This is a genomic window from Herbidospora galbida (genome assembly GCF_005233835.1).
In the GTDB taxonomy this organism is placed as follows: domain Bacteria; phylum Actinomycetota; class Actinomycetes; order Streptosporangiales; family Streptosporangiaceae; genus Herbidospora; species Herbidospora galbida.
On sequence record NZ_SZQA01000003.1, the window covers coordinates 105376 to 130083 of the forward strand.

At 70.6% G+C, this 24708-nt stretch carries 26 protein-coding genes; 11 read left to right on the forward strand and 15 right to left on the reverse strand.

The features are described from left to right. Window positions 1-67: 67 nt before the first annotated feature. Genes FDA94_RS05445 through FDA94_RS05455 form a run of 3 tightly spaced genes read right to left on the reverse strand, consistent with a single transcriptional unit; the run spans window position 68 to window position 2212 of the window. Window positions 68-694: a dihydrofolate reductase family protein gene (locus FDA94_RS05445; protein WP_137245916.1), complete on the reverse strand. Its 627-nt coding sequence runs from the start codon at window positions 692-694 to the stop codon at window positions 68-70. Between the two features lie 17 nt (window positions 695-711). Then, window positions 712-1947, reverse strand: a complete 1236-nt coding sequence (locus FDA94_RS05450; RefSeq protein ID WP_212735194.1) for a PP2C family protein-serine/threonine phosphatase — start codon at window positions 1945-1947, stop codon at window positions 712-714. 43 nt (window positions 1948-1990) lie between these two features. Continuing rightward, a complete protein-coding gene (locus FDA94_RS05455; protein ID WP_137245917.1) occupies window positions 1991-2212 on the reverse strand; it encodes a hypothetical protein in 222 nt (73 codons plus the stop codon). Window positions 2213-2351: 139 nt separating this feature from the next. Here FDA94_RS05455 and FDA94_RS05460 point away from each other — a divergent pair, with 139 nt between their 5' ends. From FDA94_RS05460 to FDA94_RS05475, 4 genes are all read left to right on the forward strand, one after another. After that, a complete protein-coding gene (locus FDA94_RS05460) occupies window positions 2352-2906 on the forward strand; it encodes a hemerythrin domain-containing protein (RefSeq protein ID WP_137245918.1) in 555 nt (184 codons plus the stop codon). A gap of 49 nt (window positions 2907-2955) precedes the next feature. Continuing rightward, complete coding sequence (locus tag FDA94_RS05465; RefSeq protein ID WP_137245919.1) at window positions 2956-3198, forward strand: DUF2188 domain-containing protein; 243 nt, start codon at window positions 2956-2958, stop codon at window positions 3196-3198. Window positions 3199-3240: 42 nt separating this feature from the next. Beyond that, a complete protein-coding gene (locus FDA94_RS05470; RefSeq protein WP_137245920.1) occupies window positions 3241-3504 on the forward strand; it encodes a DUF4235 domain-containing protein in 264 nt (87 codons plus the stop codon). Between the two features lie 69 nt (window positions 3505-3573). After that, window positions 3574-3939 (forward strand): hypothetical protein, encoded by a 366-nt coding sequence (locus FDA94_RS05475; protein ID WP_137245921.1) that lies wholly within the window; start codon window positions 3574-3576, stop codon window positions 3937-3939. A gap of 76 nt (window positions 3940-4015) precedes the next feature. Here the strand turns inward: FDA94_RS05475 and FDA94_RS05480 are convergent, their stop codons facing one another. Beyond that, window positions 4016-4366, reverse strand: coding sequence for a hypothetical protein (locus FDA94_RS05480; protein ID WP_062430758.1), 351 nt, complete (start codon window positions 4364-4366; stop codon window positions 4016-4018). 100 nt (window positions 4367-4466) lie between these two features. Here FDA94_RS05480 and FDA94_RS05485 point away from each other — a divergent pair, with 100 nt between their 5' ends. After that, entirely contained in the window at window positions 4467-4928 is a 462-nt protein-coding gene (locus FDA94_RS05485) for a hypothetical protein (RefSeq protein WP_137245922.1), read from the forward strand. Here FDA94_RS05485 and FDA94_RS05490 read toward each other — a convergent pair. From FDA94_RS05490 to FDA94_RS40315, 3 genes are all read right to left on the reverse strand, one after another. After that, the gene (locus FDA94_RS05490; protein WP_137245923.1) at window positions 4925-5887 is read right to left on the reverse strand and encodes a WD40 repeat domain-containing protein; all 963 of its coding nucleotides are present in this window, start codon (window positions 5885-5887) and stop codon (window positions 4925-4927) included. The genes FDA94_RS05485 and FDA94_RS05490 overlap by 4 nt on opposite strands. Before the next feature lie 62 nt (window positions 5888-5949). Further along, window positions 5950-6720, reverse strand: a complete 771-nt coding sequence (locus tag FDA94_RS05495; RefSeq protein WP_137245924.1) for an alpha/beta fold hydrolase — start codon at window positions 6718-6720, stop codon at window positions 5950-5952. Next, the gene (locus tag FDA94_RS40315) at window positions 6717-7172 is read right to left on the reverse strand and encodes a MarR family winged helix-turn-helix transcriptional regulator (protein WP_137245925.1); all 456 of its coding nucleotides are present in this window, start codon (window positions 7170-7172) and stop codon (window positions 6717-6719) included. Before FDA94_RS40315 ends, FDA94_RS05495 begins: the two co-directional genes overlap by 4 nt. Window positions 7173-7242: 70 nt before the next feature. On the opposite strand from FDA94_RS40315, the gene FDA94_RS05505 reads away from it, so the two are divergent. Beyond that, the gene (locus FDA94_RS05505; RefSeq protein WP_137245926.1) at window positions 7243-9309 is read left to right on the forward strand and encodes an LLM class flavin-dependent oxidoreductase; all 2067 of its coding nucleotides are present in this window, start codon (window positions 7243-7245) and stop codon (window positions 9307-9309) included. Then, window positions 9306-10199, forward strand: coding sequence for an LLM class flavin-dependent oxidoreductase (locus FDA94_RS05510; RefSeq protein ID WP_137245927.1), 894 nt, complete (start codon window positions 9306-9308; stop codon window positions 10197-10199). Before FDA94_RS05505 ends, FDA94_RS05510 begins: the two co-directional genes overlap by 4 nt. Here FDA94_RS05510 and FDA94_RS05515 read toward each other — a convergent pair. Next, window positions 10190-13180 (reverse strand): glycosyl hydrolase 115 family protein, encoded by a 2991-nt coding sequence (locus FDA94_RS05515; protein ID WP_137245928.1) that lies wholly within the window; start codon window positions 13178-13180, stop codon window positions 10190-10192. The two genes, FDA94_RS05510 and FDA94_RS05515, sit on opposite strands and share 10 nt — an antisense overlap. Window positions 13181-13396: 216 nt before the next feature. Between FDA94_RS05515 and FDA94_RS05520 the strand changes: the two genes are divergently transcribed. Next, window positions 13397-13825: a hypothetical protein gene (locus FDA94_RS05520; RefSeq protein WP_137245929.1), complete on the forward strand. Its 429-nt coding sequence runs from the start codon at window positions 13397-13399 to the stop codon at window positions 13823-13825. Here FDA94_RS05520 and FDA94_RS05525 read toward each other — a convergent pair. From FDA94_RS05525 to FDA94_RS05560, 7 genes are all read right to left on the reverse strand, one after another. Next, the gene (locus FDA94_RS05525; protein WP_137245930.1) at window positions 13789-16302 is read right to left on the reverse strand and encodes a sensor histidine kinase; all 2514 of its coding nucleotides are present in this window, start codon (window positions 16300-16302) and stop codon (window positions 13789-13791) included. The genes FDA94_RS05520 and FDA94_RS05525 overlap by 37 nt on opposite strands. Window positions 16303-16306: 4 nt before the next feature. Beyond that, complete coding sequence (locus tag FDA94_RS05530; protein ID WP_137245931.1) at window positions 16307-17074, reverse strand: potassium-transporting ATPase subunit C; 768 nt, start codon at window positions 17072-17074, stop codon at window positions 16307-16309. Continuing rightward, entirely contained in the window at window positions 17074-19095 is a 2022-nt protein-coding gene (gene kdpB, locus FDA94_RS05535) for a potassium-transporting ATPase subunit KdpB (protein ID WP_137245932.1), read from the reverse strand. The genes FDA94_RS05530 and kdpB overlap by 1 nt, the downstream gene beginning before the upstream one ends. Continuing rightward, window positions 19095-20741 carry a potassium-transporting ATPase subunit KdpA gene (kdpA, locus tag FDA94_RS05540; RefSeq protein ID WP_137245933.1) on the reverse strand — a complete coding sequence of 549 codons (1647 nt, stop codon included), beginning with the start codon at window positions 20739-20741 and terminating at the stop codon, window positions 19095-19097. Before kdpA ends, kdpB begins: the two co-directional genes overlap by 1 nt. Before the next feature lies 1 nt (window position 20742). Beyond that, window positions 20743-20832 carry a K(+)-transporting ATPase subunit F gene (kdpF, locus tag FDA94_RS05545; protein ID WP_034385538.1) on the reverse strand — a complete coding sequence of 30 codons (90 nt, stop codon included), beginning with the start codon at window positions 20830-20832 and terminating at the stop codon, window positions 20743-20745. Between the two features lie 200 nt (window positions 20833-21032). After that, entirely contained in the window at window positions 21033-21671 is a 639-nt protein-coding gene (locus FDA94_RS05555) for a response regulator (RefSeq protein ID WP_137245934.1), read from the reverse strand. Next, on the reverse strand, window positions 21668-22486 hold the full coding sequence (locus tag FDA94_RS05560) for a sensor histidine kinase (protein WP_137245935.1): 819 nt from the start codon (window positions 22484-22486) through the stop codon (window positions 21668-21670). Before FDA94_RS05560 ends, FDA94_RS05555 begins: the two co-directional genes overlap by 4 nt. 111 nt (window positions 22487-22597) lie before the next feature. Here FDA94_RS05560 and FDA94_RS05565 point away from each other — a divergent pair, with 111 nt between their 5' ends. From FDA94_RS05565 to FDA94_RS05575, 3 genes are read left to right on the forward strand one after another with little or no spacing between them, the layout of a single operon-like run. Beyond that, window positions 22598-23302, forward strand: a complete 705-nt coding sequence (locus tag FDA94_RS05565; RefSeq protein ID WP_137245936.1) for an ABC transporter ATP-binding protein — start codon at window positions 22598-22600, stop codon at window positions 23300-23302. After that, on the forward strand, window positions 23299-24018 hold the full coding sequence (locus FDA94_RS05570) for an ABC transporter permease (RefSeq protein WP_137245937.1): 720 nt from the start codon (window positions 23299-23301) through the stop codon (window positions 24016-24018). The genes FDA94_RS05565 and FDA94_RS05570 overlap by 4 nt, the downstream gene beginning before the upstream one ends. Next, window positions 24015-24587, forward strand: coding sequence for a hypothetical protein (locus FDA94_RS05575; protein ID WP_137245938.1), 573 nt, complete (start codon window positions 24015-24017; stop codon window positions 24585-24587). Before FDA94_RS05570 ends, FDA94_RS05575 begins: the two co-directional genes overlap by 4 nt. The last annotated feature ends 121 nt before the right edge of the window (window positions 24588-24708 follow it).

Here is a 24708-nt window from a genome sequence, read left to right on the forward strand (position 1 = left end):
CCCGCCAAAGCAGAACCAGGCGTCAAACGGACCATGAACATCTGCACTGAACATCTGCGCTCGGGCTTCAGGAGGTGCGGTCGCCCATGTCGCCGGTGGCCGGGACGCCCTCGCCGAGCCCGTAGCGGAGCAGCACCGCCCCCTTGGCCGAGGTGACCGGCGGCTCCAGGAGGATCAGGTTGGCGGGGACCGCGCCCCCGTCGAACACCTTCTTGCCGACGCCGAGCACGATCGGGAAGAGCCACAGGTTGAGCTCGTCGAACAGGCGCTCGCGCAGCAGGGTCTGCACCAGGTTCAGGCTGCCGATCACGTGGACGTGCTCGTGGGTGGCGCGCAGTTCCCGCACGGCGTTCACCAGGTCGGGGCCCAGTTGCATCGACCCGGCCCAGTCGAGTTCCAGTTCGCCGCGGGAGGCGACGTACTTGGGGATGGTGTTGAACAGGGTCGCGATGCCGCCGTCGACGCCGTCGGCCCGGCCCGGCCAGTGGCCGGCGAAGATGTCGTAGGTGCGGCGGCCGAGGAGCAGGGCGTCCATGCCCGCCATGCCGGCGCCCACGTGCCGCCCGACGGTGTCGTCGAACAGGGGCGCCTGCCAGCCGCCGAAGGGGAAGCCCTCGGGGTCCTCCTGCGGAGTGCCCGGCGCCTGCGCGACCAGGTCGAGCGTCGCGAACAGGTCGATGTGAATCATGCCCATGGCGGTCATCTTTCCGTTTACGTGCGGGGAATCGGCCAGTCGGCGCGTTCGAGTTCCGGATCGGCCTCGGGGCCGCGCCATTCCACGATGACGACCGTCGCGTCGTCGCGCAGCACGCCCTTGTGGTAGGCCAGCACGGCCTGGATGAGCCGCCGCAACGTCTCGGGCACCGGCAGGCCGCTCTGGTTGTTGCGGATGACGAACTCGACGAACCGGTGGACGCCGAACTCCCGGCCCGAGGCGTCGCGGATCTCGGTGATCCCGTCGGTGTAGAAGATCAGCCGGTCGCCGGGCTCCAGTTGCTCACGGCACGTCGTGACCGGCAGGCCCAGGTCGAGGCCCATCGGGTGGGCCGGCGCGCATTCGAGGGTGGTGGTCCAGCGCCCGCCGCGCAGCAGGATGGGCGGGGGGTGGCCCCGGTTGACCCAGCTGAACAGGCCGGTGCGCAGGTCGAGGTCGCCCATGACGGCGGTGACGAACCGCTGCGCCCGGCCGAATTCCTCGATGAGCACCGCCTCGATGTCCTCGCTGTTCTTGGCCAGCGACGCGCCCTGGCGGCGGTTGTTGCGGCAGGCCGCTATCGCCAGGTTGGCCGTCAGCCCGGCCGAGACGTCGTGGCCCATCGCGTCGAAGACGGAGACGTGCAGCACGTCGCCGGTGATGGCGTAGTCGAAGGCGTCGCCGCCCACCTCGTAGGCCGGTTCGAGCATGCCCGACACCGTCGCCCGGTCGTTGGCGAAGGTCAGCGGCGGGATGAGCCGCCACTGCATCTCGGCGGCCACGTTCATCTCGCGGGTGCGGACGATGCGCGCCCAGCTGTCGCTCTGACTGTGCATGCTCGTCAGCAGCAGGGCGACCACCGACGAGAGGTGGCGGGCGGACATGTGGTCGAGAGTGGGGCCGCCGGTGCCGACCCGCAGGACGCCCAGCCGGCTGGTGCCGTTCAGGATCGGGATCCACCAGTGTCGGGGCTCGCCCGTCTCGTCGCGCTGGACGAGGGTGCGGACCTCCTGGAAGGCGAGGCCGGGCAGGCCCCCTTCGACGGGAAGCTCCTCCGCCACGCCGGTCAGGTCGACCCCGGGCCCTTTCAGCAGCCGCATGGTCTGCTGCTGGAGGTCGACCAGGTAGATCAGGACATGGGTGAACCCCGCCTGCGGGGTGTGGGTGGCCAGGAGCGACGGCAGGTCGTCGATGGTGCGCAGATGACTGCTCTCGATCAGGCCGGCCAGCATTCGCTCGTAGCCCGCAGACATGATGTCATCGGCCTACCCGCCTCTGATCAGGAGAAACGACGGCCTAGCCGTGGCCCGGCTCCTCGGGGTCGGTCGGGGCCATGACGGTGTCGTCCATGACGCCGATCAGCTTGCCCACCGGCAGCAGCACGACCAGCAGGATCAGGCAGGTCCAGAAGAGCGTGGCCGAGCCGATGATGAGGCCGACGCCGCCCAGGGTGAACACGGCCAGGAAGACGCCGGCGTAGATCCACGAACGCGGCCGGCCGTGTCTGTTCCGTGTCATGAGGAGCCCACTGCCCGAGCGGACGCCGCCCATGCCTCCAAGCGGACATAAAGGACAAAAGTTAAGGTTTCCCGGACATCGCGCCACCGGAGAGGGGTAGGGGGCGATGAGTTGTCCGACCAGTGGGGGGAGTCCGGTCATGGACACCCGGCAGAGTGATGTCGTCACATTCCTGAAGCACCAGCACGAAGAGATCAAGACCCTGTTCGCCGAGGTCGAGTCGGCCCAGGGCGACGCCCGAGAAGAGGCCTTCCGCAGGTTGGTCCACCTGCTCTCCGTGCACGAGACCGCCGAGGAGGAACTCGTCCACCCGTACGCCCGCACGGTCGTTCCCGGCGGGGACGCCGTCATCGACCCGCGGCTCCGGGAGGAGAACGAGGCCAAGCAGGCCCTGGCGGACCTCGAAGAGATGGGCACCGACAACCCCGACTTCCTCAAGCACCTGGACGCCCTCCGTACGGACGTCATCGACCACGCCGACGCCGAGGAGCAGTTCGAGTTCCCGCAGCTCGAACTCGAGGGCGACCCCGACCGCCTGCGCAAGATGACCGCCGGCGTCAAGGCCGCCCAGATGACGGCCCCCACCCACCCGCATCCGGGTGCGGAGTCGGCCAAGAAGAACCTGCTGCTGGGCGCGCCCGCCGCCCTCATGGACCGCGCCCGCGACCTCATCCGCAAGGTGATGGGCCACTGATCTCGCCGAATCGGGGTAGCGGTGGGGGCACCCGATCGGAGGAGCAGTGATGGCAGGACAGGCCAATTCACGCGACGTGGTGAGACAGGAAGACGGGCAGTGGGCCGTCACCAAGCCGGGCGGCAGCCGTGCGAGCGCCTTATTCAGCACGCAGGACGAGGCGGTCAAGAGAGCGGCCGAGATCCTGGCCGCCGACGGCGGCGGTGAGCTGCGCGTCCACGGCACCGACGGCAAGGTGCGCGACCAGCGCACGATCGCACCCGGCAACGATTCGTACCCGCCCGCCGGGTGATCGGCCGACTACCGCTGGGCGCCTCGGGTAGCACGTACCGGCATGAACAAATTAGCGGTGCGTGGGGCGAGCGCGCTCAGCGGCATGATCGGCGGCGCGGTGGCGAGCCTGGTCTTCAAGCAGGTCTGGAAGCTGGCCGCCGGTGAGGACGAGGCGCCGCAGGCGACCTCGCCCGACTACGGATGGGGCGAGGTGGTCGTGGCCGCCGCGATCCAAGGGGCCATCTTCGCGGCGGTGAAGGCGGCCATCGACCGGGCCGGGGCCGAGGCCTATCGGCGCTCGACCGGCGAGTGGGTCAGAGACTGACTCACCGATCTACTTGACCGGCACGGGATGGTGACCGTTTGCCCATCCCCTGCCGGGCAGGTGTCTGGTATGACCGTGACACGATTCCAGGACCTGCCCCTCGCCGACCGTTCGCGGGAATGGGACGGCGACGCCGCCGAGAGCCGCGTCCGTGACTGGGCCGGCGCGGAAGACGAGCCCGACGCCGCCTACCGCAACGCCCACGTCTGGTACGACGGCGACGCCCCCGGGAACTTCGGCAGCTACAAGCTGCTGATCGCCGACGTCGTCGACGGCAAGCTGAAAGCGGTGCCGCGCGCCGTGATGGCCGCCGGCGGGGTTCTCCAAGGAGCACGCGGGGGCGTGAACATCCCCGAGAACGAGGTCGACCGGGTCAAGTCCCACCTGGCCAAGTACTACGAGAAGATGGGCGACACCGCTCCCTGGGAGCGGTGATCCGACATGCGGAGACCCGCACCCGGGCGTTCGATCAACCCCCTGTCGCCGAACGCCGGATGCGGGTCTCGCCGCGTCACGGAAGCTGGTTGTAGCCGGTGTAGTAGTTGCCGACCTGCTCCCGGTACGCCGGGTCCTTGTAGGTGTCCTGGTCGAACTCCGGCGCGTTCTTGATCTCTTCCTTCGTCCGGGCGAGGAAGACCTTGCGCTGCTGCGGGTCGATCTCGGTGATCGTGCTGGCGGGCATGATGACCTTCTTGCCGAAGATCCAGAAACCCGTGTCCACGACGATGTAGGCGTCGCCGACGGCGTCGCTCTGCTCGTCGACTTCGCCGATCTTGCCGTCGACGGCTTCGACGTCGAACCCGATCACGCTCACCCCGGCGCCGGAGGCGACGCCTTCCTGGTAGCTCCACGGCTCGTACATGTAAGCCCCTTTCGTTGGCTGCTGCTGACAGGGCCGCTACCCGAGGCGGGACCCCCAAACGTGCGGCGAACCGATTGATCTCCGCTTCCGTTTCAGGGGCATGTGGCGTCGTCTCTTCCTCGTCCTCGCGCTGGCCGCGGGGACGCTCGTCTTTTCGTCCGTGCCCGCTTACGCCTGCAAGTGCGCCCTCGTTCCGGTGAAGGAGCGGGTGCAGCACTCCACGATCGTCTTCACCGGTGTGGCCACCGGCTTCAAGGCCGCCAAGTCGCCCGCCCGGCAGCACACCTTCAGCTTCCGGGTCGACCATGCATACAAGGGGAAGCCGAAGGTGACCGTGAAGGTGGCCACCAACACCGAGAGCGCCGCGTGCGGGGTGAAGTTCGCGCGCGGCGCCCGGTATCTGGTGTTCGCCGCCAAGTCGGACGGCCGTCTGGTGACCGGTAGCTGCTCGGGCAACACCGGGGTCGCCAAGGGGACCGGCCCGTTGAAGGCCGCCGATCTGCCCGCGGGCGTCGACCCGGCCACGATCAAGCAGCTGGGCAAGGCCAAGCCTGTTCGTTAGCCGCCGCAGGCGGCGTAGGTGAAGGTGTCCTTGAGGATGTCGTAGCGGTCGCGGACCTTGGTCACGCCGGTCTTGGTGTCGTGCTGGAGGACCGTCATCCGGTTCGGAACCTTCGGCAGGTTCTGCGACACGTGCAGGGTCACCTGGGTGGGGCCGGTCCAGTCGAGCATCTCGACGGTGCCGCCCTTGGGCAGCTTGATCGGGTTGTCGCCCTCCACCTGGGCGGTCTCCAGGTCGGAGACGACGATCTTGTTGCCGGACACCAGGGTGGCCAGGGTCCGGGCGTCCGCGTTGAGGGCGTTCGGGCCCCAGCCGTTGACCGCCTCGGCCGGGCGGCCCTGGCGCAGGAGCGTGCCCGACCGGTCGTAGACGCGGAAGACCTCGTCGGTGGCGCTGGTCAGGACCTCCTTGCCGTCGCCGCTGAAGCCGATGAACTCGCGCTTGGTGGGCAGCAGGCCCAGGCGCTTGCCCTTCTTGGTGTCGAAGATCATCGTCCGGCGGTCGGTGACGGCGAGGGTGGCGCCGTCGTCGGACAGGCGGAACCACACGTTGTACTGCACGACGTTCTTCGGCAGCGTGTTCGCGGGCAGCAGGGTGACCCCGCCGCCGAACGTGCGGACGGCGATCCGGCCGTCCTTGCGGAAGTAGACGATCTTCTGGCCGTCGCCGCTGATGGCCACCGGCGCGGCGGTGAAGCCGACCGGCCTGCGCTTGCCGTCGAGCGCTTCGAGCTGGGCGTCTTTGAGCTGAATGATGTCGCCGTGGTGCGTCACGAGCCGCCAGTTCCCGCACAGGACGGTCGCCTTCTTCACCTTGCACGCCTTGGCCGACGCGTAGCGGATGCTGTCGCCCCCGTGGCCGTGGCCCGGCTCGGCCTGTGCGGTGGTCTGTGCTGCGGCCGGCGCGGCCATGACGGCGGCGGCCGTCGTCACCAGCGCGACCAGAACCCTGATCTTCATCTTTACCCCCTGGTTGTGTTCCCCGTCACATCCTTGGATGCGGGCAGAGGGTGGCGGGTTGGTCACAGATCGGAAACGATGGCCGCGAAGCCGACGGGGTCGGTCTGGCGGACGGCGTGACCGGTGTCCAGTCGCGCCAGGCGGGTGTCCGGCCGGCGGGCGGTCATCTCGGCGGCGAGGTCGTGGCTCAGCACGGTGCTCTTGGTTCCGTGGACGACCAGGGCCGGGCACGTGCCGGCGAGCCAGTCGTCCCAGTGGTCGCCGTTGAGCTCGCGCTGCGAGGCGACCATGTCTTCGGTGTGGAAGGCCAGCCCCCAGCCGTCGGGGAATTCGCGGATCGCGTCGTCCACGTGCGGGGCCGACGGGCCCAGGGCCGCCAGCAGCGCCGCGCGGGTGGGGGACCGCTTCGGCCACGTGAGGGCGTACGACAGGTCGTCGTCGACGACCGGCCCGATGTCCTCGATGACGAGCGCGCTGACCAGGTGGGGATGGCGGGCGGCGACCTGGAAGGCGGTGACGCCGCCCAGGGAGTGCCCGAGCACGACGACCGGGCCGAGGTCGAGGCGGGCCAGGACGGACGCGGCGTCGGTGACGTAACCCGCGCGGGAGAAGTCGGGCGGCCGGTCGGAGAAGCCGTGACCGCGCTGGTCGAGCGCGATCACGCGCCATTCGGGGCCGAGGTCGCGGGCGAGGCGGGTGAAGGCGCGGGCCTCGCCGAAGTGGCCGTGGAGGGCGAAGAGCACCCGTCCTTCGCCACCGAAGTCGAGGTAGGAGAGACGGCGTCCGGCGACCGTGACGGCGGCGCGGACCGGTTCGGTCGGCTGGTGGCTCACTTGTGGGTGACCTCGATGCGGTCGAGCAGGATGCCGGAGATCTCGGCCAGTGCGGCGATCTGCTCGGGCGTGAGCGAGTCCATGACGTAGCGCTTGACCGCCGCGTCGTAGTGCTTCCTGGCCTCGCAGGCCAGCTCGCGCCCGCGCGCGGTGAGCCGGACGGCCGAGCCCCGGCTGTCCTCCTCGCAGGCCTCGCGGATGATCAGGCCGCGCTGCTCCATGCGGCGGAGCTGGTGGGACAGGCGGCTCTTCTCCCATTCCAGCCCGCATCGCAGCGCCAGCGACCGCACGGTGTCGTCGGGGCGTTCGTGCACGGCGACCAGGACCTCGAAGTCGGCCTCGGACAGGCCGGTGGCGGCGGCGAGCTCGCGGCCGAGGACGCCGCTGAGCCGGGCGCGCATGCGTTGGTAGCTGGCCCAGGCGACGGCCTGGGGGTCGGTGAGATCGGCCATGAGATCCAGATTAGTTGATGCGTCAACCTTGACGTATATTGGTTGACGTATCAACCTAAGGGAGTCCCCCATGAACTATGGCCACGCATTGCGGTTCGGCGCCCTCACCCGCCGCACGGAGCTGATAGAGGAGCTCGGCTACGACCTCGCGATGGTCCCCGAGTGGACCGGACTGGCCTGGCTGGCCGGGCGGACCGACCGGGTCGGCCTGGTGGGCCGGGCCGACCTCACCGAATGGAACGCCGCCGTGCTCGGCCGCTCGGCCGCCGGGCTCGACCTGCTGTCGGGCGGCCGGGTGGCGCTCACGCTCGGCACGTCGGGCGACGTCGCGGCGCTGGCCGAGGCGATCGACGTGATCAGGGCGATCTGGGACACCTCGGCGCCCCGGGTGACCTACGACGGCGCCCACCACCGGCTCGACGGGGCGGAGTCCGGTCCCGAACCGGCGCACGCCCTGCCCATCTGGGTCACCGGCGACGACCCCGCCGTGCTGGAGCTGGCCGGACGCCAGGCCGACGGGTGGGTCTTCGCCCACGATCCGGAGCGGCCCGAATGCCCGCGTACCGGGAACAAGCTCGTCGACGAGGCCGCCCTGGCCGCCGGGCGCGACCCCCGGGAGATCCGGCGGATCCTCGTCGTCACCGGCGACGTCCCGGCGAGCGTGCTCGACGACGGGTTCGGCACGATCGTCCTGCGGACCGACGACGAGGCCGTGCTGACGCGGTTCGCCCGCGAGACGATCCCCGCCCTGCGCGCCGCCGCCCCCGACGACCTCTCCGACCGGCCGGTCAGGCCCGCCGCCGTGCTCGCCCGGCGCCGTGCGGGCATCGACTACGACGGGGTGCCCGAATCGCTGGCCGCCACCGCCGTCGAACCGGGCGACCGCACCTACGGGCGGGTCAGGTCGAACTACCTGCGCGGCGGCTCTCCGGGGCTGCTGCTGTTCCCGCGCGACACCGCCGGGGTCGCCGACGCGCTGGCCTTCGCCCGCCGCCACCCCCGGCTGCCGCTGGGCGTGCGCAGCGGCGGGCACGGCGTCAGCGGCCGGTCGACCAACGACGGCGGGATCGTCGTCGACCTGCGTCACCTCAACGCGATCGAGGTGCTCGACGAGACCACGCGCCGGGTCAGGATCGGTCCGGGCGCCCGCTGGAAGGAGGTCGCCGCCGCCCTGCGCCCCTACGGATGGGCGATCGGGTCGGGCGACTACGGCGGCGTCGGGGTCGGCGGGCTGGCCACCGCGGGCGGCATCGGGTTCCTGTCGCGCAAGCACGGGCTCACCGTCGACCGCCTGCGGGCCGTCGAGATCGTGCTGGCCGACGGTTCGGTCGTCAGGGCCGACGACCACGAGAACGCCGACCTCTTCTGGGCGGTACGCGGCGCCGGCGCCAACTTCGGGATCGTCACCTCCTTCGAGTTCGAGGCCGACGAGGTCACCGACGTCGGCTGGGCCCAGCTCGTCATGGACGCCGCCGACCAGGCCGGGTTCCTGCGGCGCTTCGGCGAGGTGGCGTCGGCGGCCCCGCGCGACACGACGGCGTTCCTGATCATGGGACCGCCCCGGCGCGGCCAGCCGGCCGTCGCGCAGATCATGGCCATGGTCGACTCGGGCGACCCCGAGGTCATCGTCGACCAGCTCCAGCCCTTCGCCGGCATCTCCGCCCTCTACCAGCAGCAGGTCGTCGTCGCGGCCTACGCCGACGTCATGGACAACGCCCACGACGGCGACCACCAGGGGCAGGGCGAGCCGGTGGCGCGGTCGGCGTTCGTCCGGGAGATCACTCCGGCCTTCGCGGCTGCGGCGGCGAAGATGCTGGCCAGCGGGGTGGTGTTCTTCTTCCAGATCCGCACCGTCGGCGGGGCGGTCGCCGACGTCCCGGCCGACGCCACCGCCTACGCCCACCGCGACGCCGGTTTCCAGGTCACCGCGATGGGGATCGACGACAAGCGGATGGACGCGCTGTGGGAGGCGAGCCGCGAGCACTTCGACGGCCTCTACCTCAGCTTCGAGACCGGCCTCGGCAAGGTCGCCGACGCGTTCCCGCCCCGGACCCTCGACCGGCTGCGGGCGCTGAAGCGCCGCTACGACCCGTCGAACGTCTTCCGCGACAACTTCAACATCAGGGATGAGAAATGAGCGACTACGGGCACGACCTGCTGTTCGGCACCTTCGTCAGCCCGGCGATCCAGCCGGTCAGGCACGCCGTCGACCACGCCAGGGCCGCCGACCGGGCCGGGCTCGACCTGGTCACCTTCCAAGACCACCCCTACCAGCCCCGCTTCCACGACACCTGGACGCTGATGTCGTACATCGCGGCGCAGACCGAGCGGATCAGGCTCAGCGGCAACGTGACCAACCTGCCGCTGCGCCAGCCCGCCGTGCTGGCGCGCAGCGTGGCCAGCCTCGACCAGCTCAGCGGCGGGCGGATCGAGCTCGGCATCGGCGCGGGCGGGTTCTGGGACGCCATCGCGGCCATGGGCGGGCGGCGGCTCACCCCCGCCCAGAGCATCGAGGCGCTGGAGGAGGGCATCGGGATCATCCGCCAGATCTGGGCCGCCGACGAGCGCGGCGGGGTCCGGTCGGACGGGCCCTACTACCCGGTGAAGGGCGCGAAGCGCGGCCCCGCCCCGGCGCATGACGTGGGGATCTGGGTGGGGGCGTACAAGCCCAAGATGCTGGCCCTCACGGGACGGGTGGGCGACGGGTGGCTCCCGTCGCTGCCCTACCTGCCGGGCGGCCCCGCCGACCTGGCCGAGATGAACCGGCACATCGACGAGGCCGCCCTCGCGGCCGGGCGCGAACCGCGTGCGGTCCGGCGGCTGCTCAACATCACCGGCGAGTTCACGGCCGCCGGCCGCGGCCTTCTCCAGGGACCGCCGAAGCAGTGGGTCGAAGAGCTCGCCGGGCTGACCGTCGACTACGGCATCAGCGGTTTCCTGCTGATGTCCGACGATCTGGCCAAGACCGAGCTGTTCGCGGCCGAGGTCGCCCCGGCGGTCCGTGAGCTGGTCGCCGCTCAGAGGTGACGGCTCGGCGGAGGGCCGAGGTAGCTGGTCAGCAGGCCGCCGGTGTCCACGACGATCTTCTGGACGACGACCGTCGGGTCGACCATCCAGAACTTGAGGGTGTGCGACCCGGCGCCCGTGATGGTGTGGGTGGTGACGGTCCGGTTGACGTTGTCGGAGGTGTTGCGCTCCCACTGCTTGTTCATCCGGGTGTCGTCGGAACCCGTGGCCGAGATGACGTCGACGACCTGGGGGGTCGCGTCGTCGACGGAGACGGCGTACTTGAGGCCCTCGGTCGGGAGCACGTTGTTGCGCGGCGACAGGTAGGCCCACACCTTGACCGGGCCGGTCGTGAACAGGTGCAGGTCGTATTCCAGGCGGGGGCTGTTCCCCCCGGGGGTCTGGCGGGGCGCGGTGACCGGCCACGGGGTGAGGCCGTCACCGGTGCGGCCGATGCCGGGGATCTTCTTCCACGAGCCGACCGTCTTCGACGGGCGGGCGGCTTCGAGGGAGACGTACCCGCCCGCCTCGACGAAGCCCCTCACCGGGCCCGACGGGTTCTTGACGACGGCCCGCACCACGGAGGTGGAGCCGTTCGGGCCGGTCACGGTGATCGGCACCTCGGTCGTGCCGCGCGGGGCGCGCGACCAGTCGACCTTCAGCGTGCTGCGGACCTGCTTGTCGAGCCGGCCCCGCGACGGTTCGGCGCGCAGCCACGGCACCGACGGCCTGATCTGGTAGTCGAACGGCACGGTGCCCTTGTTGTAGACCTCGATGTGCTGCTCGGGCGCGCTCTGGTAGGGGCTGAACTCCGGCAGCGTCGCGGGCTCCACGCCCATCTCGGCGACGGCCGGGACGGTGATCCGCCGGAGCGCGGGGTAGAAGGCGTCGGGCAGCGCCACATGGTTCAGTTCGGGCTGCTGCCAGGGCGCGTTGGGGCCGTAGCGGGCGATGTCGCCATAGCCAATCTTGGGCTGGAGCTGCCAGTTCTTCCACTTCCCGCCCGCGAGGCCGGTGTTGTAGTGGTCGGACATGGCCTGGTCGTCGGCGAAGCGGGCCTCGGCGACGTCGGCGAGGTCGTTGGTGGCGGCCCGGCCCTGTTCGGCGTAGCGGATGTTGGTGAACTGGGCCAGGCGCAGCGCGTAGAGGTTCGCGGTCGCCTTCACCTGGTAGAGGACGAGCTGGAAGTAGGCGTCCTGGGCGTTCTGCGGCAGCCTCCCGGCGATCTTCTCGGCGCGGGCCGACAGCGCGGCCCACTCGGCCGTCACCCGTTCGGCCTCCCGGTAGTTGGTCAGGCTGTAGGGGCTCGCCTGGTCGTCGTAGACCACGGCCGCCGAGTCGGTCGACAGGTCCTTCGACGGGTCGAGGCTGATCAGCCGGTTGAGCAGCTCCGGCTTGCGGCGCGACTGCAGGGCCGCGTAGTCGTGCAGGACCTCGGCGATCTCGCGTGACTGGCCCGTGCCGAAGTTCTGGGCGGCGTACCCGCGCTCCCAGTCCGTGACCTTCTCCAGCGGCATGGGCTTCCAGGCGTAGTCGAGGAAGAACTGCGTCGGCAGCTCCTCGTTCTTGAAGTCGCCGACGTTCACCACCCAGAGCCGGTCGACTCCATAGGTGTACGACAGGTTGAGCTGCTCCCAGATGTTCGGCAGCTGGTTGGTGTCGACCCACTTGTAGTTGCGGCCGCCGCCCACGTAGTCGTAGTGGTAGTAGAGCCCGTAACCGCCGGCCCGGGGGGGCGCGCTCCGGTCGGGCAGCTTGCGCATGTTGCCCCAGTTGTCGTCGGTGAAGACGACCGTCACGTCGTCGGGGACCCGCATGCCCCGGTCCCAGTAGCGCTGGACCTCCTTGTAGAGCGTCCACACCTGCGGCACGTCGGTCATGCCCTCGGTCGCCAGGATCTCGCGCTGCGTGTTCACGATGTCGGTCATCAGGTCGATGCCGTCGCCGTCGGGCAGGCTGACGTCGCCGTTGCCGCGCATGCCCAGGGTGACCACGCCCTCGAAGTCCTCGGTCTTCATGCGCTGGACGCCGTCGCGCCAGTACTCCGTGATGGCGTTCCGGTTGCGGCGGAAGCTCCAGTCGCCGTTGCCCCCGTAGGGGTCGCTCGTGCCCGCGACGGCGTGCCGGTTCCACTCTTCGATGCCGCGCATCATCGGGGCCTCGTGGGAGGTGCCCATGACGATCCCGTACGCCTTCGCCGTCGCGTGGTTGGCCGGGTCGTCCTCGGCGAACGCGCGCCCCCAGACGGCGGGCCACAGGTAGTTGGCCTTCAGCCGGAGCATGGTCTCGAAGACCTTGGCGTAGAGGTGCCGGTTGAACCCGCCCGGGTATCCGGGCGCCAGGCCCGATCCGAAGAACTCCGGGCCCCAGGTGCCGAGCGCCGGGTTCTCGTCGTTGATGAAGATGCCCCGGTACTTGACCGCCGGGGTGCCCTGGGTGTGCCGCCCCGGTTCGACGTAGAGGGCGTTCCTCTTCGGCACGGGCACGTCGTCCCACCAGTACCAGGGCGAGACCCCGATCTCCTTGGAGACGTCGTAGACCCCGAAGATGGTGCCGCGCTGGTCGCTGCCCGCGATCACGAACGCGCTCCGCACCCCGGGCAGCGGGTCGCGTACGACCTGCTCGATCGTGGTCTCCCACTTGCCCCGGATCGCCGACACGTCGAGCTTGCCCCGCGCGACCAGCTGGTCGATCAGCGGGCTGCGCCCGAGCGTCCCGACGATGACGACCTCGCCCCGGGTGGGGGCGTCGGTGGAGACGGCCGGCTTGACGCCGGTGACCTTCTCGACGTCGGTCTGGAGGTCGCCGACGGCCCGGGTCACCCCCGGGAAGTCGGCCTGGCTGACGTGGATCGCCGCGGCCTTGCCGCCCGCGACCAGCGGGAACCGGCCGTGGCCTGGACTGCTCTTGATGTACGAGCCCGACGAGACGTCATGGGCCTGCGCGGGCGCCACCAGCGTCGTGAAGACGAGGGTGGCGGCCAGCAGGGTTCGTAAGAGCATGGGGTGGCTCCTTCGCTCCTTCGAAAATTTCGCCGTGGGCTGGAAACTTTCTATCAGCGGGCTGACATCGTCAACCACGGCGAGAAAAGGACTAGGTCAGGGATGTACCGTTCACCGGGCCGCTGGCCGCCCGTTCCCCCGCCGCAGTGGCGCTCGCCGTGACGGCGGTGCGGTTGCTCCCATTGAGGGACCGTTCCAACCGATGGAGTCCCGAACATGAAACGCATCATCGCCCTGCTGGGCACGCTGGTCCTGTGCCTGGTCGTCGTCCCGCACGCCGAGGCGGCCGAGACGGCCAAGTGCACGCTCAGCATCACCCCGAAGGACACCGAGCACGACACCACGATCACCGTCCAGTGCACCCCGCGCGCCGCGGGCGACCGCATCGACTACGTCACCGTCAAGGGCGCCGACTGGCCCGACGGCGACGACACCCAGAAGGTCTGCCCCGCCCAGTCGCTTCTCTGGACCCGCGTGATCGACTCCCAGCTCCTCAACGAGGACCTCTCGGGCGACGAGATCTACGTCGAGGCCCGCCTGCGCACCCCCGACGCCCGGCTCTACTACGTGAAGACCAACGAGGTCTCCGGCCGGTGGGGCGTGAACGTCTACGTCGGCGAGCCCGACTGCGGCCACCTGCCCTGACGGGCCGGCAGGCGCAGGACCATGGTGAGGCCGCCGCCCGGGGTCTCCTCCGGGGTGAGCGTCCCGCCCATCGCCTCGGTCAGCCCGCGTGACAGGGCCAGGCCCAGGCCCACCCCCGTGTGGTTGTCGCGGTCGCCGAGGCGCTGGAACGGCTGGAAGACGCGCTCATGGGCGTCGGGCGGTATGCCGGGCCCTCGGTCGATCACCCGGATCTCCACCTGGTCGCCCACGGAGCTCGCCGCGACCAGCACGCTCGGGCTGTAGCGGACGGCGTTGCCCATCACGTTGACCAGCACCCGCTCCAGCAGGGCCGCGTCGGCGACGACCTCCGGCAGGTCGTAGGGGACGGTCGTGTCGATGCGGGCGCCGAGGTCGTCGACCGCGCGGGGGACGATCTCGTAGAGGGCCAGCGGCTCCAGGGTCACGCCCAGCACGCCGGCCTGGAGGCGGCTCATGTCGAGCAGGTTGGCCACCAGGCGGTCGAGCTTCACCAGCGACTCGTCGGCGGTGGCCAGCAGTTCGGCGCGGTCGCCCGGAGACCAGACGATCTCCGCGCTGCGCAGCGACTCGACCGCCGCCCTGGCCGAGGCCAGGGGCGTGCGCAGGTCGTGGCTGACCGCCGCCAGCAGCGCGGTGCGCATCTTGTCGGCCGCCGCCAGCGGCTTGGCCTTCTCGGCGGCCTCCGCCAGGCGCTGCTGGCGCAGCGCGACCGCGATCTCGGCCGCGAAGGCCTCCAGGACGCGGCGGTCGGAGGCGTCGAGCGGCGCGCCTCGCGCGGCGAGCACCAGGTCGTCGTCGATGATCACGTCGGTGTCGCCGCTCGACGGTTTCACGCACGGCGGGCCGCCCGTGGTCGCGATGATGTTCCACGACTTCGTCTCGGCCGCCCGCTCCAGCAGCGTCACCGACGTCAGGCCGAAGGTCTCGCGCAGCCGGGCCAGCAGCGACGGCAGCGCCGACTCGCCGCGCAGCACGTGCCCGGCCAGGGCCGACAGGATCTCGGCGTTCGCGCTCGCCTGGGCCGCCTGCCTCGTGCGCCGGGCGGCCAGGTCGACTATCGCCGCCACGGCGGCGGCCACGAGCACGAAGACGACCAGGGCGAACAGGTTCTCGGGGTCGTTGATCGTGAACTCGTACAGGGGCGGGGTGAAGAAGTAGTTCAGCAGCAGGGAGCCGCCGACGGCGGCGGTGATGGCCGGCCAGGTGCCGCCCGCCAGGGCCACGCCCACCGTGAGCATCAGGAAGAAGAGGATCTCGCTCGGCAGCGACAGCTCGGCCCGGAACGGCAGCAGCATCCCCGCCAGGGCGGGCATGCCGGCCAGCGCCAGGATCCAGCCGGTGATCCGCCGCCGTCTCGTCAGGGCGGCCCGGGAGCGCTGGCGGCGCGCGCGGCCCTGCTTCGCCTCCGCGTGGGTGATCATGTGGACGTCGATCGAGCCCGACTGCGCCGTCGTCTCGACCCCCACGCCGCGCGAGAGGATCTGGGCGAACCGGCCTCGCCGCGACGCCCCCAAGACCAGCTGGGTCGCGTTCACGCCGCTCGCGAAGTCGAGCAGCGCCGTGGGGATGTCGTCGCCGACGACCTGGTGATAGGTCCCGCCCAGCGACTCGGCCAGCGTCCGCTGCCGGGCCAGGCTGGCCGGGTCGCCGCCGGTCAGGCCGTCGGCGCTGATCACGTGCAGGGCCAGCAGGTCGGCGCCCTTGCTGCGGTCGGCGATCCGGGCCGCGCGGCGGATCAGCGTGTCGCCCTCGGGGCCGCCGGTCAGCGCCACGACGACGCGTTCGCGCGCCTCCCAGGTGGTGGCGATGCCGTGTTCGGCGCGGTAGCGGTCGAGCTGCTCGTCGACCTTCCCGGCCACCCACAGCAGCGCCAGCTCCCGGAGGGCGGTCAGGTTGCCGACGCGGAAGTAGTTCGACAGCGCCGCGTCGACCTTCTCCGGCGCGTAGATGTTGCCGTGCGCCATCCGCCGCCGCAGCGCGTCGGGCGACATGTCGACCAGCTCGATCTGGTCGGCCTGCCGCACCATCTCGTCGGGCACCGTCTCCAGCTGGGGAACGCCGGTGATCTCGTGGACGACGTCGTTCAGCGACTCCAGGTGCTGCACGTTGACCGTGGTGACGACGTGGATGCCGGCGTCCAGGATCTCCTCGACGTCCTGCCAGCGCTTGGCGTTGCGGGAGCCCGGCACGTTCGTGTGGGCCAGCTCGTCGACCAGCACCGCCTTCGGCGCGCGTTCGATGACGGCGTCCACGTCGAGCTCGGTGAACTCGCCGCCCCGGTACTCCATCACCCGGCGGGGGAGGATCTCCAGGTCGCCCAGTTGGGCGGCGGTGTGGACGCGGCCGTGGGTCTCCACGAGACCCACGACCACGTCCCGGCCGCGCTCCTTCGCCCGGCGGCCCTCGCCCAGCATCGCGAAGGTCTTGCCGACCCCGGGTGCCGCGCCCAGGTAAACCCTCAGTCGGCCGCGCGGCACGTCCTCACCCCTTGTCGAGGGCCGTGTTCAGCGCCAGTACGTTCACCGCCGGCTCCCCCATGAACCCGAGCGAACGGCCGGTCGTGTACTGCTCGATGAGGGCGTTCACCCGCTCCACGGGAAGCCCGCGCTCCTTGGCCACGCGGGGTGCCTGGAGTTCGGCGTAGGCGACCGAGATGTGCGGATCGAGTCCCGAGCCGCTCGCCGTCACCGCGTCGGGCGGCACGACCGCCGTCGCGTTCCCCCTGATCGGGACGGTGCGCCCGGCGGCGTAGTCCTCGCCGGGCTTGGCGCACTCGACCTTCACGCCCTCGTAGGCGGAGACGAACGGCTGCGCCGGGCAAGCCTGGTTCACGCTGACCGCGCGGTCGGGGAAGACCTTCAGGACCGCGCCGACCCCCTCGGGGATGCAGTAGGGACGGGCCCCGCTGACGCCTTCGAGCCGGCCCACGGCGACTGAGCGCGCGCACACCTGGGTGAGCAGGCTCGGCTTGCCGGGAGCGTCGACGACGTCCTCCGGCCCGAGGTTGCTGGCCGCCGTGGCGAGCATGTCGTAGCCGGCCGCCGACGGGCGGGACTGGAAGTACTTCCCGACCGGGTTCCCCTCGGCGTCGGTGAACGACTGGCCGATCAGGTCGGTCTTCTCGTTGAAGAGGGCCTGGGCCACGCCGGTGGTCACCAGGGGATAGACCACGCCGAGGATCACCGTCAGCACGGCCACGGCCCGCAGGGCCGCCAGGTGCTGCCTGATCCAGCTGGGCAGACGATTCATCACACGATCCCCGAGATCAGAAGGTCGATCAGTTTGATGCCGATGAAGGGGGCCACGATGCCGCCCAGGCCGTAGACCAGCAGGTTGCGGCTCAGGAGCTTCGAGGCGCTCGACGGGCGGTACTTGACGCCGCGCAGCGCCAGCGGGATCAGCGCGACGATGACGATCGCGTTGAAGACGACCGCCGACAGGATCGCCGACTGGGGCGAGTCCAGGCGCATGACGTTCAGCGCGTCGAGGCCGGGATACACCGCCGCGAACATCGCCGGGATGATGGCGAAGTACTTGGCGATGTCGTTGGCGATGGAGAAGGTCGTGAGCGCGCCCCGGGTGATGAGGAGCTGCTTGCCGATCTCCACGATCTCGATGAGCTTGGTCGGGTTGGAGTCGAGGTCGACCATGTTCCCGGCCTCTTTGGCGGCGCTCGTGCCGGTGTTCATGGCGACGCCGACGTCCGACTGGGCCAGTGCGGGGGCGTCGTTGGTGCCGTCGCCGGTCATGGCGACCAGCCGGCCGCCCTCCTGCTCCCGCTTGATCAGGGCGAGCTTGTCCTCCGGGGTGGCTTCGGCGAGGAAGTCGTCCACGCCCGCCTCGTCGGCGATGGCCTTGGCCGTGAGGGGGTTGTCGCCGGTGATCATGACGGTCCGGATGCCCATGCGGCGCATCTCGTCGAAGCGCTCCCGCATGCCGGGCTTGACGGTGTCCTTCAGGTGGACGACGCCGAGGACCTGGTCCTTCTGGGCCACCACCAGCGGGGTGCCGCCGCTGCCGGAGATGGCGTCCACGATGGCCCCGACCTGCTCGGTCGGGTGGCCGCCGTTGTCGCGGACCCACTTCATGACGGCGGTCGCGGCGCCCTTGCGGACCTCGCGCCCGCCGACGTTCACGCCCGACATGCGGGTCTGCGCGGTGAACGGCACCCATTCGGCGTCGTGGACGTCGCGCTCCCGCAGGCCGTAGCGCTCCTTGGCGAAGACCACGATCGAGCGGCCCTCGGGGGTCTCGTCGGCCAGCGACGAGAGCTGGGCCGCCTCGGCCAGCTCCTGCTCGCCGACCCCGGCGACCGGGAGGAACTCGGCGGCCTGCCGGTTGCCGAGCGTGATGGTGCCGGTCTTGTCGAGCAGCAGCGTCGACACGTCGCCGGCCGCCTCGACGGCGCGGCCCGACATCGCCAGGACGTTGCGCTGCACCAGCCGGTCCATCCCGGCGATGCCGATGGCCGACAGCAGCGCGCCGATCGTCGTGGGGATGAGGCAGACCAGGAGTGAGACGAGCACGATGCCGCTGACGCCGTCGCCGGTCAGCGCGAGCGAGTCGGGGATGCCGGGGTTGGCGCCCTTGGCCCAGATGGCCATCGGCTGCATGGTCACCGTGGCGACCAGGAAGATGATCGTCAACGCGGCCAGCAGGATGTTCAGCGCGATCTCGTTGGGGGTCTTCTGCCGGTTGGCGCCCTCGACCAGGGCGATCATGCGGTCGATGAAGCTCTCGCCGGGCTTCTGGGTGATCCGCACGACGATCCGGTCGGACAGCACCTTGGTGCCGCCGGTGACCGCGCTCCGGTCGCCGCCCGATTCACGGATGACCGGCGCGGACTCGCCGGTGATGGCCGACTCGTCGACCGAGGCGATGCCCTCGATGACGTCGCCGTCGCCCGGGATGATCTCCCCGGCCACGACCACGACCTCGTCGCCCTGCTTCAGTTCCGTCGCGGAGACGACCTCACCGGACACCTTCACCGCGGTGGTGTCGCGCTTGGTGGCGCGCAGCGTCGCGGCCTGGGCCTTGCCCCGGCCCTCGGCGACCGCCTCGGCCAGGTTGGCGAACAGCACGGTCAGCCAGAGCCAGACCACGATCGCCCAGGAGAAGAAGTTCGGCTCCAGCACGGCCAGGACGGTGGTGAACACCGCGCCGATCTCGACGATCAGCATGACGGGGTTGCGCCACAGCGTCGCGGGGTTGAGCTTCTTGAAGGCGTCGGGCAGCGATTTGATCATCTGCTGGGGATCGAACGCGGCCATCAGAACAGTCCTTCTGCGATGGGGCCGAGAGCCAGGGCGGGGAGGAAGGTCAGCGCGACCAGGACGATCGTCACGCCGACGACCAGGCCGACGAACTGCGGCCGGTGCGTGGGCAGCGTGCCGGCCGACTCCGGCACCGGCGTCTGCTTCGCGAGCGAACCGGCCAGGGCGAGCACGAAGATGATCGGCAGGAACCGGCCCAGGACCATGCACATGCCGAGCGCCACGTCATACCAGGGCGTGTTCACCGTGACGCCGCCGAACGCCGAGCCGTTGTTGTTGGAGGCGCTGGTGAAGGCGTACAGGATCTCGGAGAAGCCGTGCGGGCCCGAGTTGAGCATCGCGGCCAGGCCCGCCTCGTTGCCCATGGCCACGGCCGTGCCGATCAGGACGAGCACCGGGGTGACCAGGAAGTACAGCGAGGCGAGCTTGATCTCGCGAGCGCCGATCTTCTTGCCCAGGTATTCGGGGGTCCGGCCGACCATCAGGCCGGCCACGAACACGGTGATGACGGCCAGGACCAGCATGCCGTAGAGGCCCGCGCCGACCCCGCCGGGCGCGACCTCGCCCAGCATCATGTTGAACAGCGTCATCATGCCGCCGAACGGCGTGTAGGAGTCGTGGAAGGAGTTGACCGCGCCGGTCGAGGTCAGCGTCGTCGCCGCCGCGAACGTGGCCGAGTTGGCGACCCCGAACCTGACGTCCTTGCCCTCCATCGCCGCGCCGACCGCCTGCGGCACGGTCGCGTTCCCGGCCAGCTCGAAGACGTTGGTGAGCACGATGCTCGCGACCGCGATCACGCCCATCACGGCGAGGATCGCGTAGCCCTGGCGCAGCTGGCCGACCATCCGGCCGAAGGTCCGGGTCAGCGTGACCGGGATGAGCAGGATCAGGAAGATCTCGAACCAGTTGGTCCAGGCGGTCGGGTTCTCGTACGGATGCGCGGAGTTCGTGTTGTAGAAACCGCCGCCGTTGGTGCCCAGCTCCTTGATGACCTCCTGGCTGGCCACCGGCCCGCCGGTCACGTTCTGCACGTTGCCGGTCAGGGTGGTGATCTCGTGGGGGCCGACGAAGTTCTGCACCACCCCGCCCGCCACCAGGACGAGCGCGCCCACGAAGGCGATCGGCAGCAGGATGCGCAGCGTGCCGCGCACCAGGTCGACCCAGAAGTTGCCGATGGTGTCGCTGCCGCGCCGGGCGAACCCGCGCACCAGCGCGATCGCCACCGCCATGCCGACCGCCGCCGACACGAAGTTCTGCACGGCGAGGGCGGCCATCTGGGTCAGATGGCCCATCGTGTTCTCACCCGAGTACGCCTGCCAGTTCGTGTTGGTGACGAAGCTGACGGCGGTGTTCCACGCGATGTGGTCGGGCACCGGGGCGAAGCCCAGCGACAGCCAGAGTTCGTCCTGGACGCGCTGGAGGGCGTACACGAAGAAGATCGAGATGATCGAGAAGGCGAGCAGGCTGCGGGCGTAGGCGCCCCAGCGCTGCTCGGTGTCGGGCCGGACGCCGAGCAGGCGGTAGGTGACCCGCTCGACGCCGTTGTGCTTCGTGCCGGCGTAGACGCGGTGCATGTAGTCGCCGAGCGGCTTGTAGACCAGCGCCAGGGCGACGATCAGCGACAGGATGAAGAGCCAGCCCATGTCAGAACCGCTCCGGGAACAGCAGGGCGGCGACCATGAAGATCACCAAGCCGATGGCCACGACGAGGCCGGCGGCATTGATCGCGCTCACAGGCGCTCCACCGCCTTCACCACGAACCCGAAGACCACGAAGATCGCGATCGTCAGGGCGACGAAGATGAGGTCACCCATCTCTGTTCACTGCTCCTCAGTTCCGTTTTCCGGGCGGTACAACGTCCAGGAAAACGGCACTTTCGGGCGGTTCAGCAGATCTTGATGGCTTCCATATGTGGGTGCCGGAATTCTTGACGGCTAACCCACGAGATCGCTCTCGTAGGCGGCGATGACGAGATGCGCCCGGTCGCGGGCGTGCAGTTTGCTCAGCAGATGGCCGATGTGCGTCTTCACGGTCTTGATCGAGATGGTCAGGCGGGCGGCGATCTCGTCGTTCGACAGGCCGTGCCCGACCAGGGTGAGCACCTCGGTCTCCCGCTCGGTCAGGGTCTTCACCGACTTGGCGGGGGCCGGGCGGCTGACGTAGGACTCGATCAGGCGCTCCAGCACGCTCGGGGCCAGCAGCGACTCCCCCTGGTGGACGCGGCGGACCGCGTCGAGCAGGCGGTCGGGGTGGGCGTCCTTGAGCAGGAAGCCGCTCGCCCCCGCCAGCAGCGCGGACCTGACGTACTCGTCGAGCTCGAACATCGTCAGGACGATGACCCTGGCGTTCGTGTCGCCCGCCAGGATGCGGCGGGTGGCCTCGATGCCGTCCATGCCGGGCATCCGGATGTCCATGAGCACCACGTCGGGGCGGGTCTCCGCGCAGACGGCGATGGCCTCGTCGCCGGTGCCGGCCTCGCCCGCCATGGCCATGTCGGCCTGGGCGTCGATCACGGCGGCCAGGCTGTGGCGCAGCAGCGGCTGGTCGTCGGCGATGACGACGCGGATCGTCATGACGCCTCGGGGATGCGGGCGCTGACCCGGAAGCCGTTGTCGACCGGCCCGGCGTCGAGGGCGGTCACCCGTTCCCTGAGGCCTTCGAGCCCGTGGCCGGCGCCCGGGTGGGCGACCCAGCCGTCGACCGGCCCGGCGTCGTGGACGGTCGTGACGATCCAGCCGCCGTCGCGGCGGACCCGGACCGCCACCCCGGTCGGGCCGGCGTGGCGGGCCGTGTTGTTGAGGGCCTCGCGGACGACCGCGCAGACCGCCAGCTGCGCCCCCGGGCTGACCTCGCCGAGTTCGGCCAGGTCGAGGGTGACCCGCAGGCCCGCCCGCTCCGCCTCGGCGACGATGCCGGGCAGGTCGCTGAGCTTGTCGGCCGGGCGCAGCGGCGCCGCCGCGCTCTTCTCGCGCAGCACCCCGAGCATGCGGCGCAGTTCCGTGGTGGTCTCGCGGCCGATGCGCTCGATGTCCTCCAGCGCCGCTTCGGGATCGTCGTGGACGTAGCGGGCGGTGGTCGCCCTGACGGTGATCAGACCGAGGCCGTGGGAGACGAGGTCGTGCAGATCGCGGGCGATGCGCAGCCGTTCGGCCTGGGCCGCGCGCTCGCCCGCCCACGCGGTGAGCTGGGCTTCGTAGGCGGCGCGCTGGCGGCGGCCGCGGATCAGCGCCCAGACCGTGGTGGCCAGCGCCAGCGCCGCGATGACGGCGGGCACGATGACCACGCCGGGCCCGTCACCCCCGGCGGACAGCAGGACCAGCAGCAGGAGGACGTACACGGCCGTGATCGGAGGCCAGACCCGCCGCTCGCGTTTCGGAATCGCCACCACGCCCGAAGTCTAGGAACCGTTTTCGGTGCGACGCATCGGACCAGGGTCCGAGACGCGGGTCCGGACCCCGGTCCGATGTGCTCTTCCCGGCCCGTGGCTTCACTGGGCGGCGTGATTACCATCGACGGCCTCGTCAAGCGGCGGGGCGGCAAGGAGATCCTGGCCGGGGTGGGCTTCGAGGCCCGGCCGGGACGGGTGACGGGGTTCCTCGGGCCCAACGGCGCGGGCAAGAGCTCCACGTTGCGGATCCTGCTCGGCCTCGACCGGGCTCATTCGGGGACGGCGCTGGTCGACGGGGTTCCCTACGGGAGACTGGCCGACCCGGTCCGCACGGTCGGGGCGGTGCTCGACGGATCGGGGGCGCACCGGTCCCGGACTGGCCGCGCGCACCTGCGGTGGGTGGCCCGGTCGGCCGGGCTGCCACCGTCGCGGATCGACGAGGTGCTGGCGCTCGTCGGGCTGACCGACGCGGCGGGCAGGCGGGTGGGCCGCTACTCGCTGGGCATGGGACGGCGGCTCGCCCTGGCGACGGCGCTGCTCGGGGACCCGTCCGTGCTGATCCTCGACGAGCCGCTCAACGGGCTCGACCCGGAGGGCATCCGGTTCGTCCGGACCTTCCTCCGCGAGCGCGCCCGGTCAGGGCGGACCGTTTTGCTGTCGAGCCACCTCATGGGGGAGCTCGCCGAGACCGTCGACGACGTCGTGGTGATCGACCACGGGCGGATCGTCGCCCGGGGCACGCTGGCCGAGGTCACGGGGACGCACCGGAACCTGGAGGACGCGTTCTTCGCGCTCACCTCGGGGAGCGGGCGATGAGGGCGGTCCGGGCGGAGCTGGCCAAGCTGGGCACGCTGCCGTCGGTCTGGCTGGCCGCTGCGCTGGCGCTGGTCGTGCCGACGGGGATCGCGCTGCTCAACCGCGGCGTCCCCGGCCCCGACCGGGGCTACCAGGAGCTGGCGTTCGGCGTAATGGGGGTGATCGTGCTCGGGGTCGTGGCCGTCAGCAGCGAGTACCTGACCGAAGGGGCCGACGCGGGCGGCGGGCGGCAGCTCACGACCAGCCTCACGGCGGTGCCGTCGCGGGTGCGCTTCCTGGCGGCCAAGGCCGGCGCGGTCGTGCTGGTCGCCGTGCCGCTCGCGTTCGCCGCCACGGCGGCCACGATGGCGATCGTGCACGTCACCCTCGCCGAACGGGCCGCCGCCCTGGACGCCGGGCGGCTCGCGGGGGTGGTCTGCTACTGGACGTACACGGCGCTGCTGGCGTTCGCGATCACGGTGCTGCTCCGGCACGGGGTCGTCCCGCTGACGGTGCTGCTGGTCAACACGTCGGTGGTGAGCGTGACCTTCCTGCTCACCAAGTTCACCCCGCTGGCCTACTACTTCCCCGACATGGCCGGGATGCGGATGTTCGTCGGCAGGATCGGCGACGACGGCGTGGTGATCCCTCCGCTGCTCGGCCTGCTGGTCATGTCGGCCTGGGTGGCCGGCCTGCTGGTCCTCGCCGCGGCCGTGTTCACCCGGAGGGACGCGTGATCAGGGCGGAACTGTCGAAGCTGGCCTCGCTCCCGGCGACCTGGACGACCCTCGCCTGGACGCTGGCGGCGAACGTGCTGCTGACCTTCGTGATCGCCGTGGGCGACACGCCGGTGGCCTACTCGCGGGCCGGGTTCATCGTCTTCGGCGTCCTGGCGACCTGCTCCGAATACACCGGCGGGCAGATCAGGACCACCCTGACCGTGATGCCGCGCCGGGTGCGCCAGCTCGCGGCCAAGCACGCCGCGCTGGCCGTGGTGACCCTCCCGGCCGCCCTGGCCGTGGCCCTGTCGGGCCCGTCGATCACGCTGGCCGTGCTCGGCACGCCGGTCGACTTCTGGCAGGTGGCGGAGGTGACGGCGTACCTGACCCTGCTGACCCTGGTCAGCGCGGCGGTGGGGGTGCTGCTCCGGCACACACTGGCGGGCGTCGGCCTCCTTTTGGGCTGCCTGTTCGTCGCGGCCCCGTTCCTGCACGAGTACCTGCCGGACGACATGGTCACCCTCGTCGTCTCGACCCCGGTCCTGCTCATCGTGGCCGCAGTGTTCCATCGCCGCCGCGACGCCTGAAAATGAGGTGACATCCGGAGGCTGGTTCCGGAATTCTGAGTGGACGAGACGAGTTTTGTCGGTGGTGCGCGTCATCCTGGCCATGGCCGCAACTCAGCTTTCCATTCCCCTGATTGAGGTA